10 protein-coding genes are annotated in these 13,473 nt (G+C 41.5%); 4 read left to right on the forward strand and 6 right to left on the reverse strand.

Features of this window, described 5'->3' with window-relative positions; genetic code table 11:
• Positions 1-172 precede the first annotated feature (172 nt).
• From ESV85_RS04565 to ESV85_RS04580, 4 genes are all read right to left on the reverse strand, one after another.
• A complete protein-coding gene (locus ESV85_RS04565) occupies positions 173-532 on the reverse strand; it encodes a heavy-metal-associated domain-containing protein (RefSeq protein WP_146915200.1) in 360 nt (119 codons plus the stop codon).
• Positions 533-695: 163 nt separating this feature from the next.
• The gene (locus tag ESV85_RS04570) at positions 696-2,909 is read right to left on the reverse strand and encodes a TonB-dependent receptor plug domain-containing protein (RefSeq protein WP_146915202.1); all 2,214 of its coding nucleotides are present in this window, start codon (positions 2,907-2,909) and stop codon (positions 696-698) included.
• A gap of 158 nt (positions 2,910-3,067) precedes the next feature.
• A complete protein-coding gene (locus tag ESV85_RS04575; RefSeq protein ID WP_146915204.1) occupies positions 3,068-3,445 on the reverse strand; it encodes an HYC_CC_PP family protein in 378 nt (125 codons plus the stop codon).
• Between the two features lie 98 nt (positions 3,446-3,543).
• On the reverse strand, positions 3,544-4,536 hold the full coding sequence (locus ESV85_RS04580; RefSeq protein ID WP_146915206.1) for a c-type cytochrome: 993 nt from the start codon (positions 4,534-4,536) through the stop codon (positions 3,544-3,546).
• A gap of 233 nt (positions 4,537-4,769) precedes the next feature.
• Here ESV85_RS04580 and ESV85_RS04585 point away from each other — a divergent pair, with 233 nt between their 5' ends.
• Positions 4,770-6,194, forward strand: a complete 1,425-nt coding sequence (locus ESV85_RS04585) for an amidohydrolase (protein ID WP_146915208.1) — start codon at positions 4,770-4,772, stop codon at positions 6,192-6,194.
• Between the two features lie 211 nt (positions 6,195-6,405).
• Here ESV85_RS04585 and ESV85_RS04590 read toward each other — a convergent pair whose 3' ends face one another.
• Both ESV85_RS04590 and ESV85_RS04595 read right to left on the reverse strand, forming a co-directional pair.
• Positions 6,406-8,850, reverse strand: a complete 2,445-nt coding sequence (locus tag ESV85_RS04590; RefSeq protein WP_146915210.1) for a zinc-dependent metalloprotease — start codon at positions 8,848-8,850, stop codon at positions 6,406-6,408.
• A gap of 116 nt (positions 8,851-8,966) precedes the next feature.
• Positions 8,967-10,061 (reverse strand): glycoside hydrolase family 43 protein, encoded by a 1,095-nt coding sequence (locus ESV85_RS04595; protein ID WP_146915212.1) that lies wholly within the window; start codon positions 10,059-10,061, stop codon positions 8,967-8,969.
• Between the two features lie 199 nt (positions 10,062-10,260).
• Between ESV85_RS04595 and ESV85_RS04600 the strand changes: the two genes are divergently transcribed.
• Genes ESV85_RS04600 through ESV85_RS04610 form a run of 3 tightly spaced genes read left to right on the forward strand, consistent with a single transcriptional unit; the run spans position 10,261 to position 13,421 of the window.
• Positions 10,261-10,797: a gluconate 2-dehydrogenase subunit 3 family protein gene (locus ESV85_RS04600; protein ID WP_146915214.1), complete on the forward strand. Its 537-nt coding sequence runs from the start codon at positions 10,261-10,263 to the stop codon at positions 10,795-10,797.
• Positions 10,798-10,803: 6 nt separating this feature from the next.
• Complete coding sequence (locus tag ESV85_RS04605; RefSeq protein WP_146915216.1) at positions 10,804-12,501, forward strand: GMC oxidoreductase; 1,698 nt, start codon at positions 10,804-10,806, stop codon at positions 12,499-12,501.
• Positions 12,502-12,560: 59 nt separating this feature from the next.
• Positions 12,561-13,421, forward strand: a complete 861-nt coding sequence (locus ESV85_RS04610; RefSeq protein ID WP_146915217.1) for a sugar phosphate isomerase/epimerase family protein — start codon at positions 12,561-12,563, stop codon at positions 13,419-13,421.
• The last annotated feature ends 52 nt before the right edge of the window (positions 13,422-13,473 follow it).

Below are 13,473 nucleotides of genomic sequence, written 5' to 3' on the forward strand. Positions count from 1 at the left end.
GGAAATCAGGGTCAATTTAAAGCCTAAATTGTAATCACGTTGCGAACGCTTTTTCCCCTTGACACTAGAGAGGTTTTCTTTTTCCATAATAAGTCGATTTGGTGTCAACTTATTTCAGGACGAGACATAAAAAACAAAAAAGCTTCCCATTTCTGAGAAGCTTTTCGAATAGTTAATTATCATTTTTCTTAGGACGATCGTCATCTTCGTGTGCGCCATCTTTGCAACATTCATCCAATTTCGCATAGGCTTTTGGATCACGTTTTAGTGAATCTGCATTATAGCCAACCATGGTCACTCGCTTTCTGAGTTTGTCCGGATCAGTTTTGGAATCAAGGTATGCGATGTTCAAGACTTTGGTTTCCAAGTCTAGATTCACTGATTTCACGCCTTTTTCGAATGTTAAATCCTTTTCCAAAGTAGCCTTACACATCTCGCAGATTGCGGATGTTTTGATGCCGATTGTTTTTACTTGGGCTTGAGCAGCAAAGGCAAAAGCCGCAATAAAGAAGGTTAAGATTAATTTTTTCATTATTTCGTTAGTTTATTTTATACGTATTTTTGCTTTTACCAGAAAGGAGATGAAAGCATTTTAGGATTTGGCAAACTCTCCATTGAGGCTACATCGGTCACCCGTCTTCGGTCTTCCGTCCACTAGATCAAGAGATAATAGCTACTGTCATAATTGCGAATGGTTATTTGATTTTATATCTGATCCCAGTATAAATAACTCTTCCAGCTATCGGCCCCCAAGTCATGGAAGCATCGAAATTTGAGCCAAAAGGATTTTCAGGGTCGATGATAGGATTTGATTGTTTGAAGTTTAAAATATTTTCTCCGCCTAGGTAAATGCTGCCCCAGCGAAATCCTCGACTAACCTGAGCATTTAGCATAAAGAAATCAGGCGACTCAGATGGCTGACGAAATTCCACTGGACTTTCGCTGGTATTAGGAATACGCATTGGGCCATTCCAGTTCAGCGTCATATCTGCTTTCCACTTTTCGTACTTAGTAGCATAGGCTATATTCATAAAGAATCGATCTTGACTTTGTAGCGGAATCTGCTGAAGAATTCCATCCGTAGTCATCATCATCTCGTAATGCTTGTAAGCAGCTTTGGCATCGACTCTTTCAGTGATAGGATAGCTAGCTTCTATTTGAAAACTATTCGCATAAGATCCATTAGATAGATTGTTTACGACTAGTAATTCTGAACTTACATCCATATCGTATACCAGTTGATTAGTAAAGTCCGTATAGAAATAATCTGCTACAATACTTAAAGGGCGATCATCTATAGTAACGTTTCCGGCTACACTGACTCCCGTATTCCAAGATTCCTCAGGTTTCAGTTCTGCGTTGAAAACAAGTTCTCTGGCTGAAATCCATACTGAGCTGTTTTCCATCAAAGCATTTGGAGTTCTATAGCCTTTTCCTACAGATCCTCTTAGGGTCCAATTTGGGATAAATTCCCATCTGGCATGAACTCTAGGAGTGAAGTAGGTTCCAAAAAGATTGTGGAAATCAGTTCTAGCTCCTGCTACTACCGTAATTCGTTCGTTTGGAATGAAGTTATATTCGAAGAAAAGTCCTGGTACTTTTTCTGTTCTATACATCGCTGTATCGAGTCCCGTCGGGGTATTGGAATCAAAGGTTTCTTCAAAATCATCGTAAAGAAAACTTGCCCCTGTTTTGTACTGGTGAAAGCTTGACCCCAAGACATTCTGATAAATGAAATTTCCATAAGCTGTCTTTTCTATTCCCTGATAAATTCTTCTCCCTGCTCCGCCATTGAAGTCCTGATAGGAGAGAGAATATTGAAACCCCCAGCTTTGTGTAGGCTTATCAGGGTAAATCATGCCTAGCTTACCAAATACTTCTGCTTTACGGGTGTCCATTTCATAGCCATACATGCTACTTGTGGATAAATCGCCATTAAAACCAAACCCTTTTTGGCCTCCAGCATTGTCTGACATAAATAGATTTACTCCTATTTGTGCCATCAGTCGATCACCTTCGTACTTGTAACGATTGAGGAAATTTAGCTGCCTGCCTTTGGGTAGATCCATGAATCCATCGTCATTTCCGTCGATTTCAGAGCTCATTTGACTTGCATGAAATAGTACGCCAGAACTCCATTTTTCACTGATTGGAACCTGATGATTTGCATTGATTTCTATTCTTCCAAAGGAATTGAGGTAGCCATTGAGGTACCAAGTATCCATGCTTTCAGGTTTGAAAAGATCTACGTTGATCTGGCCAGTCATAGACTCATAGCCATTAATGACAGTACCAGCCCCTTTCCCTACATCAATGGATTGAATCCAAGTACCCGGAACAAAGGTCAATCCAAGTCTGGAATTTAAACCTCGGATATTCGGAATTCCTTCTCTGCTGATTAGCACGTATCGACCATCCAGACCCATCATCTGGATCATTTTGGTCCCGGTGACAGCATCTGCATAAGAAACATCCACCGAGGCATTGGTCTCAAAACTCTCAGAAAGGTTACAGCACGCGGCTTTCTGGAGTTCATTTTCGCTGATTAGGATATTTAGAAATGGAGCCTCGTCTACTACAGACTGAGATCTACCTCTAATGGTAACTTCCTCCATAGCTTCACCGCTTTCTTGTAGGGTGATTAGCATTGCTTCGTCAAAAACAGGGGACAACGTGTCTGGCTCATAGCCAAGGTAGTTTACTACCAATCGATCTGTTTTTAGCACATTTCCTAGTTCAAAGTACCCATCCAGATTAGTGATTACACCTTGGTCTTTGCCTTGAAGTTTGATGCTCGCCCCGATAAGAGGCTCATTAGATGCTGATTGAACCTTGCCCTTAATGCTGTTTTGAGCAAATATTAGTGCTGGCGCAAATAAACATGCTATTAATAAAATTGTTGATTTCATATAATTAAGATATTCCCATTGCTCTCAAGGAAATCGCATTAAACTTAGTCAAACCGGTTAATAGGTTGGGAAAACTAAGCGAATGCGCATTTCAAAAGAAATTGCTTGTATGTAAATAGATTACAGTTCGCCAAAAGCGAATAAAAACCAAGCAGGTCTTAAATCAAGAAGGATTGATGGAGAATAATTAGATCGGGAATAGTACGATCTGGAGAAAGATAACCTGGATTCGAAATCTGAATATCTTCTACAAGTATTCCTGGAATTGTTAGCACGTAGGCCAACACAAATTCCGGGGAAAGTTGGATCTGAAATTGTGTTTTACCGAAAAAATCATCTGAATCTGAAGAAGCATATTCATCTGTGCAGCAATCAGGATTTGCAGTTATATCCGCACCGCAGCAATCAGTTTTTTCAGGAGATATGGTTACTTCAGTACTTTTTAATTCATCACCACAGTAATGCGCTGCCAAAGTCAAATTGACTTGACCCGTCAGAAAAAATAGGAGCATTAAAGATGAGAGGATTGCTTTCATACTGTTGGCAAAGTTCGGGATTTCATATGATAAAGAAAAACCTACCCTCTTTACGATTTGTGAGAAGGTAGGTTTGATTATTTTTTTCAATTTAAAATTTACTCTGAAGTGACTGGAGGAGAAAATTTCACGACTTGATTAGAGATTGGCTTAATCGTATTTAGATACGAATAAATAGCCTTGAGATCTTCTTTTTCCATTCCTCCATACATAGTCCAAGGCATTACAGTGTTGAATTCACCTGGCTGAACTTTCGGTAAATGATAACCAGAGTCTAGGTATTGCTTGAATCTCCCAACAAACATATCTTCTGTCCATGTGCCAATACCAGATTCCTCATCTTGAGTAAGGTTAGCTGATCTAACTACGGAGCCATCTGGAAAAGCAAATGCTCTTCCTCCAGAAAACTCTAGTCCTGGTAACATAGCGTTCTGAGCATCCACAGGACTATGACATTCTTGGCATGCTGCCGCATTGACAAGGTATTTGCCGTATGCTACTTGGTCAGTCTTGGCTGGCTTAGGTTGAGGGTCAGCGTCTTGCGGGATTGTTTTCAGAATTAAGCTTACTGGGAAATCGGCCTTTGATTCAGGGATTTCATTGTCGATTGGATCTAAACTTCTGATATAAGCAATGATGTCATAAATGTCTTCTGGATCCATTTTGCCATAATATGGGTAGGGCATAACGGGAAACATTGCTCTTCCATCATTGGTAACTCCCGTGGTGATTAATCGATACAACTCCCCATCTGTGTAATCAGAAATTCCAGTAGGAGTGATGTTTTTTGAATAAAACACTCCTGGGAATCCCATTGATTGATCGAATAATTCCCCACCTTTTCCTAGAGTCCCAGGTTCGATAGGGCCAGATAACAGCGAGAAATCGCGCGTAGAATGGCAATCCACACATACTACGACATGATTTGCGAGGTATGCTCCTCTTGCAACTCTATCAGGACCAGAAGTTATGGTAAGGTCTTGTGCCGGGCTTACTTTTGGAAATGACATGTTTACAAAGACAATTCCGCCTACAATAAAAACTACAAGTACAGCAAGTAAGTACCCAAATACTTTAAAAATCTTTTTCATATTAAAAATGAGGTTTGGTTTATGAAAATTTACAGTTTATCTAAATCAATTGATAATAAAGGAGTTATAAATATTTTTGTATTTAGGAATTATTCAATAAAATCTTTAATTATTTCTAATTGCCTAACTACTAGGGCAAAGAGTAATTAGGAACTTCTATTTTTTGATTAAATGAGGTGTAATTGTTCCACTTTGCGTATTTTCAAATCACCATCAACCAAATCATTACCCCTATGAAAAAAATATACTCACTGTTGTGTTTTTTTATTGCACTAGCTGTACAAGCTCAAGAAAATGAAACGCTTAAGAAGCTAGACAGCAGATCGGAATTCTACAGCGATATTGCTAAACAAATTTGGTCAAATCCTGAGCTCGGCTATTTGGAAAACCAAAGTTCTGCTTTACTTCAAAAAACACTTACGGATGCGGGATTTACTGTGAAAGCTGGAGTGGCTGATATTCCTACGGCTTTTGTGGCGGAATATGGATCGGGGAAACCGATAATAGGAATTATGGCTGAATTTGATGCACTCCCTGGAATTTCTCAAAAAGCCGTGCCATTTCGAGATCCGGTAGTAGAAGGCGGTGCCGGCCATGCTTGCGGACACCATTTATTTGGTACAGCCTCAGTAGCTGCTGGTATATCTACGCTGGAGTGGATGAAAGAAAATAAGATCAAAGGTACTATTCGTGTGTACGGTACGCCTGCCGAAGAAGGTGGCGGAGGGAAAGTTTATATGGCCAAAGCTGGCATTATGGATGACGTGGACGCCATGCTCCATTGGCATCCTTCATCTGCAAACAATGCTGGCGCAAATTCCTCCTTAGCTAATATTTCTACCAAGTTTAGATTTTATGGTGAAGCTTCTCATGCAGCTGCAGCTCCTGAGCGTGGACGATCTGCTTTGGATGCGGTAGAAGCGATGAATTTTATGGTGAATCTGATGCGGGAACACGTGCCAATGGAAACAAGAATGCATTACGTAATCACCCGAGGTGGAGAAGCACCTAATGTGGTGCCTGCATTTGCCGAATCCTATCACTATGTAAGACATCCTGATGCATTAAAAGTGAAGGAAATTTTTGCGAAAATGATAGATGCCGCAGAAGGTGCTGCGCAGGGTACTCAGACTAGAATGGAATATGAAATTATCAATGGTGTTTATAACCTCTTACCAAATGAAACCTTGGCGAGGGTAATGCAAAGTAACCTTGAAAAAGTGGGTGGCATCAACTACACCGCCGAGGAAAGAAAATTCGCTGAAGATATCATCAAGACTTACCCAGCTGGTGTGCTTGTTTCTCCAGACGATGCAAGTGAAATAGCTCCATTCGAAGTAAATGAGAAAGGTGCTGGAGGTTCAACTGACGTGGGAGACGTAAGCTGGCTGGTGCCTACCGCGGGTCTAGGAACCGCTACTTGGGTACCAGGAACTTCTGCGCACACATGGCAAGCAGTAGCTGCTGGCGGAACAAGCATTGGAAGCAAGGGTATGATGGTTGCTGCAAAAACTCTTACTTTAACTATGATGGATATCTTTAAAGATCCATCAATTGCTACAAAAGCAAAAGCAGAATTAGACACCAGAAGAGGCGCTGGCTTTAAATATGAAGCGCTTACCGGTGAAAGATCTGCGCCATTAGATTACAGAAAATAACTTGGAAATGCCCGTGATGATTTTTAAGAAATCATTACATAAATATCTTACACATTGGTGATTCCTAATGATCAGGCATTAAGGATAGTGTCTAAGAAAGATTTATGAAAATGGCTATTCTCTGGAGTTGCCCAAAGTACAAAGAAAACCAAGCTTTAATTCTATAAAAACATGTCATTGCCTTTCGAGAGAAGGGCAATGACATATAAATTTATTCTGCGTCAAGCAATGAGTCTACCAGAGCATCAATATCACGAAGGTGATTTTGAACTATCCCAGCACTGTATCTAGAACTTGCAGATCTAGCAGAACTTTGGATTGTTTTTAATTCCGCACGAACAGCTGCACTGATATCAGAACGGCTTTTTTCATCTTGAGTCATCAGAGAAGCAAGACGCTCCACATGCGAACGCTGTAGATTTCTGCGAAATGCATCAATGTCTTTTGATCCTGAAAGTTCAGACCAAATGCCTTTTCTCAAATCAATTAGCATTTGAGTCATTGAGTAGGCGGTAGCTCCATTCAACGCTTCATTGTCAATCATGCGCTCCAATCGGTCCTTTCTCAGAACGTTGCTCAGAATTCTTGATTGCAAAGTGCCAATAGAAGATACTGCGCCACTAGGCTCGATATTGTTAAGGATTTCTTTTTGAAGTAGCCAATCAGGTGTAGTAAACACGTTTTCATTCAAAAACTTCATTGCATTCACCTGCTCAGGTTTGGAAGTTGGAGTATAGGTGACACCCTCTTGATCTGTAGTTTTATACTGCTCGTAAACCCCACCAATGTTAGTCACCACATGATTTGCAAAGCGGCTCCAAACTCCGATCAATTCTCCATATAATTCTTCTAAATCGCCATAACCTTCGCCGGCAGTGGCAGTCCATTTCGCAAGATTTGGCGCGACGATTTTCAAGTTTGCCAATCCATAGGTACTTGCTTTGATAGCGTCATCTCCTACAGATTCTGTTTGAGCGCTTGGGTCATAAGAGTTGCCTCCACCAAAAAGGTAAACTGGATCACCGGCTTTTTCTCTTATCCAGCTATTCAACGTAGGTTTTTCAGCTTCAGGAGAATTGGCATTCGGGATATATCTATAGCCCCAGTTGATTGCATAGTTGTCATATGGGCCGAGCATTCTTACCCAGCGAACTCCCTCATCACCTGGCTGAGCGACGTAGTTGTAGCGCGTGTAATCCATGATCGTTGCTGCAAGCCCCCATTTCTGGGTGAAAGTAGCCGAACGCAAGGAATCGGTAGGGTAGGCATAAGATGCTTTCATGTTGTGAGGCAATCCAAGCGCGTGACCAATCTCATGGGAAATCACTCTTCTCATCATTTCACCGATTTCTTCATCCGGTGTATTCAAGGTTCTGGCTGATGGATTTGCAGCGCCAGTTTCTAACATGTAGCGGTTTCTATACGAACGCAAGTGATTGTGATACCATACGATATCACTTTCTATGATTTCACCTGAGCGAGGATCAGATACACTTGGTCCCATTGCATTTCGGGTCGTCGTAGCCACGTAACGAACAGTAGAATATCTAGCATCTTCAGCACTCCAATCAGGATCTTCTTCTTTGGTAGGAGCGTCTTTTGCTATGATGGCATTTTTATAACCAGCAGCTTCAAAAGCAACCTGCCAATCTTCAATTCCCTCACGGAAATATTTTCTCCATTTTTGAGGAGTTGCCGGATCCAAATAATAAACAATAGGTTTCACCGGCTCTACTAATTCACCTCTGGCATACGCCTCAGGGTCTTTTGGTTCCAGTCTCCATCTTCTGATGTAGGTTTTTAAGTCTGATTTTAGTGCTTCTGAGCCATAGTCAATCTGCCTAACGGTAAACCAGCCTACTCGCTGATCATACAATCTAGCTTGCATTGGTTTCTCTGGAAGCAAGTACATGGACTGGCTCATTTCCATAGAAATTGTTCCAGACCTTGAATTGGAAGGTGGATCAGAAGCATTGTAAGTCATGTCGTGTCTTACTTCAATGTTTTCTGGATAGCTGGCCATTCTGGTGATAAAGCTTCTTTCTTTGTCCAGATTTCTCACCTGATACTGCTTTCTCATAGGGGCAGATAGGCCACTGAGTGCTGGGATATCGGAAAGGAATAAATCTGACACCTCTATTAGTGCAGCAGTAGAATCCGAATTGAAGGACTCGATTTTGAAGGATGCCAAAATTGGATGGTAGTTATTGGCTTCCACAGACAAGTGAATAGGAAGAGAATCTGCCGCTACATTGTCAAATGAAATGGAGCGAAGAATAATGCTGTTCTGCATTCTAGACCAATGGATCACTTGTTCATTGGACTTAGAACCTGCAGTGGTATATCCACCGCCAATACCGTCTGCTATTTTAGAAATACGAGAGACCAGCAGCATGTCTTTGCCCAAAAGTTCAAAGGGTACTTCATAGTAGTTTTTGTCCCCAACCCTATGAATTAAAAATAGGCCTTCGTCCGAGATGGCTTCATCCGTTACAATTTCGCTGTACTTTTTGAAAGCACTTTTTTTAGCAGGTTTAGCAACCTGGCTTTGCGGAGCAGGAGTTGCTTCTGCATTTTTCTTGTTCTTCTTTTGCGCAAAGCTTGTCAGGCTTAGTATGATAAAGAAGACTGTTAAAAGAGTAGTAGTTTTTCTCATTTATTCAATGAAGTTGGTTTATAAGAACAAAGTAGCTGAAGGGGTTAAAATATAAAAGGAGTCATTTTTGATGACTCCTTTTTCTTAGGATGAAGGGTTTGATAGTTGTTTTAGCTTTATTCTGTGATCGGATTAATAGTCTCAATACTACCGTTCTCCAAATGCTTTAAAGGAGTTACTTTGATGTTTCGTAAATGAGTTTTCCCAGAAAGCTCCGTGTCATGATAATAGATAAACCAGTTACCGTCTACTTCCACGATGGAGTGATGATTTGTCCATCCTTCTACTGGATTTAGGACAACACCTCTATAGGTGAATGGCCCGTAAGGATTGTCTCCTGTGGCATAAGCGATGAAATGCGTATCGCCAGTGGAGTAGGATAAATAATAAGTGCCGTTATACTTGTGAATCCAGGCTGCTTCGAAGAATCTTCTGTCATTATCTCCATTTAAAAGGTCTTTCCCGTTTTCATCCAAAATTTTGACCCTCTTCGGTGTTTCTGCAAACTGAAGCATGTCACCACTCATTTTGGCTATAATTGGACCCAAAGCGGGCTGATCGTCTGCTGGAAGTCCATCCGTAGGGGCAGCTCCTTTATCGTCGAATTTATTGTTTCTATACTTTTGCAACTGACCTCCCCAAATGCCTCCAAAGTACATGTAATAAGAACCGTCCGAATCTGCGAAAACAGAAGGATCTATGCTGTAACTTCCTTTGATCGGCTCAGGCTGTGCAGTGAATGGACCTGTCGGTGAATCTCCAACGGCAACACCGATTTTGAATATGTCTTTCTCATCTTTTGCTGGAAAATAGAGGTAGTACTTTCCGTCTTTCTCAGCGGCATCCGGTGCCCAAAGTTGTCTTTTTGCCCAAGGAATATCATCTACACCAAGTACTTTGCCATGATCCGTAATAGTGCCGCTGGGTGAATCCATCGAGTAAACATGATAGTCCATCATATTGAAATGCGCTCCCAAGTCATCTTCTGCCACATCAGACTCCACGTCATGGGAAGGATATATGTAGATCTTTCCATCAAAAACATGAGCTGAAGGATCTGCAGTGTAATGGTCCGTGATCAAAGGCTCGGCGAGATACTTCGAAGTGATATCAGCCACTTTAGCTTCCTTCACAGTCTCAGTGGGTTGACTGCAGGATGACAATACAAGAAGGGTACAAAATATAGGTGAATACTTCATTAGGTTTTGCATAAATAGGTTTGATTGGGGTACCAGTTTTGAATATAATTTTAAAAAATGATTTTCATCAATAATGTGCTGATGAATTAAGGTATATACGCGGTTAATATGGAGGAATTCCATTGATGCCAATGATTTACCTTTGGTGGATTTAACAGATTGGATATAATGTAAAACATTATATTAGACCCTTGATAACCCAATCAAACCTATGAACCGAAGAAACTCACTCAAAATCCTGGGCGGTACAGCCGTAGGGATTGCCGGACTCGTACTGGCAGACTGGAAGTGGCAGCTACTCGATGGCTTTAACCATAAAGGCTTTTTTACTTCTAAAGAAGAAAAACTTATTTCCAGCATCGCAGAGACCATTATTCCAGAAGGTCTACCGGCCAAAACTCGCTCCGCAGATGCAAAGCCAATTGGAGCGCTTAGCACAGGCACGGATATTTACCTGATGAAGCTTTTTGAGCATTGCTATGAAAAGGAAGATCAGGATAAAATCAAACTTCAACTAGCTGCTCTGAATGAAAAAGGCTTTTTAAAAGCTTCTCAAGAAGAACGTGAGGCTATGCTCTTGGGGCTCAATTCCTCAGAAAATGAGGATGAAAAGGAGTTTTTTAACCTCATGAAGTCACAAACGATCACTGGTTTTACTACGGTGAAAGAAGTGATGGTTGACTATAGAAATTATAAAGTTGCACCTGGGTATTACAACGGGTGTGCTGATTTACCTGCCCAAACCTAAGCTATCATGTTACAAGATTCAAAAGAGAAAAGAACCTACGATGCTATCGTGATTGGCTCAGGCGCTAGCGGTGGCTGGGCAGCCAAAGAACTGACAGAAAAAGGCCTAAAAACACTCGTACTTGAGCGAGGTAGGATGGTCAAACATATTGAAGATTACCCTACAGCATCCAAAGCCCCTTGGGAATTTGAGTTCCGAGGAGCTGTTCCATTGGAAAAAAGATCAGGATTGGGCGGCGGCCGATGGTTGCGTGAGGAAACTGCTCATTGGGCACTTGCGGAGGATGAGCAACCGATTATACAAGAGAAACCATTTCGTTGGTTTCGAGGATATCACGTAGGAGGGAAGTCGCTGCTTTGGGCTAGAGCTACTCAGCGATGGAGTGATTTTGATTACGAAGGTCCAGCGCGTGATGGTTTTGCGGTGGATTGGCCAATTCGCTACAAGGACTTGGAGCCTTGGTATACTCATGTGGAAAAATTTGCTGGAATTGCCGGAAATAAGGATGGGTTAGCCGAGCTTCCCGATTCTGAAGTGATGCCAGGTTTTGATTTGAGTTGTATCGAAAACTATTATAAGGAGCAATTAGCCTCCAACTTTGATAATCGCTACTTGATCCAAGGCCGATGCGCGCATTTGACTGACCCGCAGGAGATTCATAAACAACAGGGGAGAAATAAGTGTCAGAATCAAGGTATGTGTAATCGTGGTTGTATTTATGGAGGATATTTCTCTGCAAATGCATCTACACTGCCATGGGCAGAAAAAACAGGAAATCTTACTATACGGCCTGATGCGGTGGTGGAATCAATTATTTATGATGATGCCAAAGGCAAAGCAACTGGCGTGAGAATTATCGATAGGAATACGAAAGAAGAGATTGAATTTTATGCAAAGATCATCTTCGTAAATGCTTCTACGATAGCTTCTAATGCCATTTTACTTAATTCAAAATCTTCCACATTTTCAGGAGGAATAGGAAACGAAAATGGCTTGATGGGTAAATTCCTTGCTTGCCATAATTACAGGGGTAAAGGGAATGCGAGTTTTGAAGGTTTTGCGGATAAATTCAATGACGGTCGAAACCCTGGGCATGCCTATGTACCGAGATTCCGAAATGTATTCAAGCAAGACACAGATTTTCTTCGAGGGTATTCCATCGGGATGTCAGGAGGTCGTGGCTTAGGTTCGGATACCAGCATGATAGGTGATGAGCTTCGTGATAATCTACTGAATCAAAAATACGGAACTTGGCATATGTCTGCATGGATGCAAGGCGAGACAATTCCCGTGGAGGATAACCACGTTCGACTAAGCACAGATCAAGTCGATAAATATGGGATTCCGCAAATCATACTTTCTGTAGAATGGAAAGACAATGATGATAAGATGGTGGCTGACTTTATAGAGCAACAGACGCTGATGTACGAGAAAGCTGGGTTTACAAATATCAAAGTTGAGGACTCGCACTCGGATCCAGGTTCGGATATCCACGAAATGGGCGGTGTACGTATGGGGCGTGATCCAAAGACTTCACTTCTGAATGAATGGAATCAACTTCATCACTGTAAAAATATCTTCGTTACGGATGGTGCCTGTATGACTAGCACCAGTACTCAGAATCCTACGCTGACTTTTATGGCGCTGACTGCCCGATCTGCAAATTATGCAGTAGACGAGCTGAATCGTCAGAATTTGGGGTGATGAGATTTAGAGAATAAGAGATTTAGAGAAAACGGATATACACATATAAAAAAATATTTATGAAAAAGATCAAAGTGACTGTTTTGTTACTGCTGTGTTTTGGAATAGCAGAAATGAGTTTTGCTCAGAAAAAAGGCGATCCGCTCATGCAAGCTCCGCTTGGAGTTCAGTCGTATTCCTTCCGAAATCACTGGGCAAATGGTGTAGAATCTACACTTGATATTATCCAAGAAATGGGCTTCACAGAGCTAGAAGGAGGAGCGCCAAGAGGAATTAGCACGGAAGAGTTTCTTAAACTTTGCGCAGCCAGAGGAATAAGTATTCCTTCCACCGGAACAGGTTTTGAAGCATTGGAAGCAGATCCTCAGAAAGTTGCCGATCAAGTGAAAGCATTAGGAGCGAAGTACGTGATGGTGGCTTGGCTGCCTCATAACGGAGACTTCACCAAAGCAAATGCAGATCGTGCGATCAAGGCTTTCAACGAAGGCGGAAAAGTGCTGGCGGAGAATGGAATCACATTTATGTACCATGTGCATGGCTATGAATTTCAGCCGTTTGAGAAAGGTACTTTGTTCGATTACATAGTTAAGAACACCGATCCAAAATATGTTTCCTTCCAAATGGATGTGATGTGGACGCACTTCGGTGGAGGAGATCCAGTGGCTTTGCTGAAAAAATACGGTAAAAGATGGGTTTCACTACATCTGAAAGACTTCCGAAAAGGTGCTCCAACAGATATGACAGGCTTAACTGGCCCAGAGAATGATGTGACCTTGGGAACTGGCGAACTGGATATTCCAGGCATTCTTCGTGAATCCAATAAGATCGGAATCAAGCATATGTTTATAGAAGACGAAAGCGATGAAGAGCTGGAAAACCTACCTAAGAGCATCGCTTATTTGAAAAGCTTGAAGTATTAGGGGTGAGGGTTAAGCGATTATTTGAAAGAATATTATTGAAAACATGGACCAG

This window comes from Algoriphagus aquimarinus (assembly GCF_007997215.1).
Taxonomy (GTDB): domain Bacteria; phylum Bacteroidota; class Bacteroidia; order Cytophagales; family Cyclobacteriaceae; genus Algoriphagus; species Algoriphagus aquimarinus_A.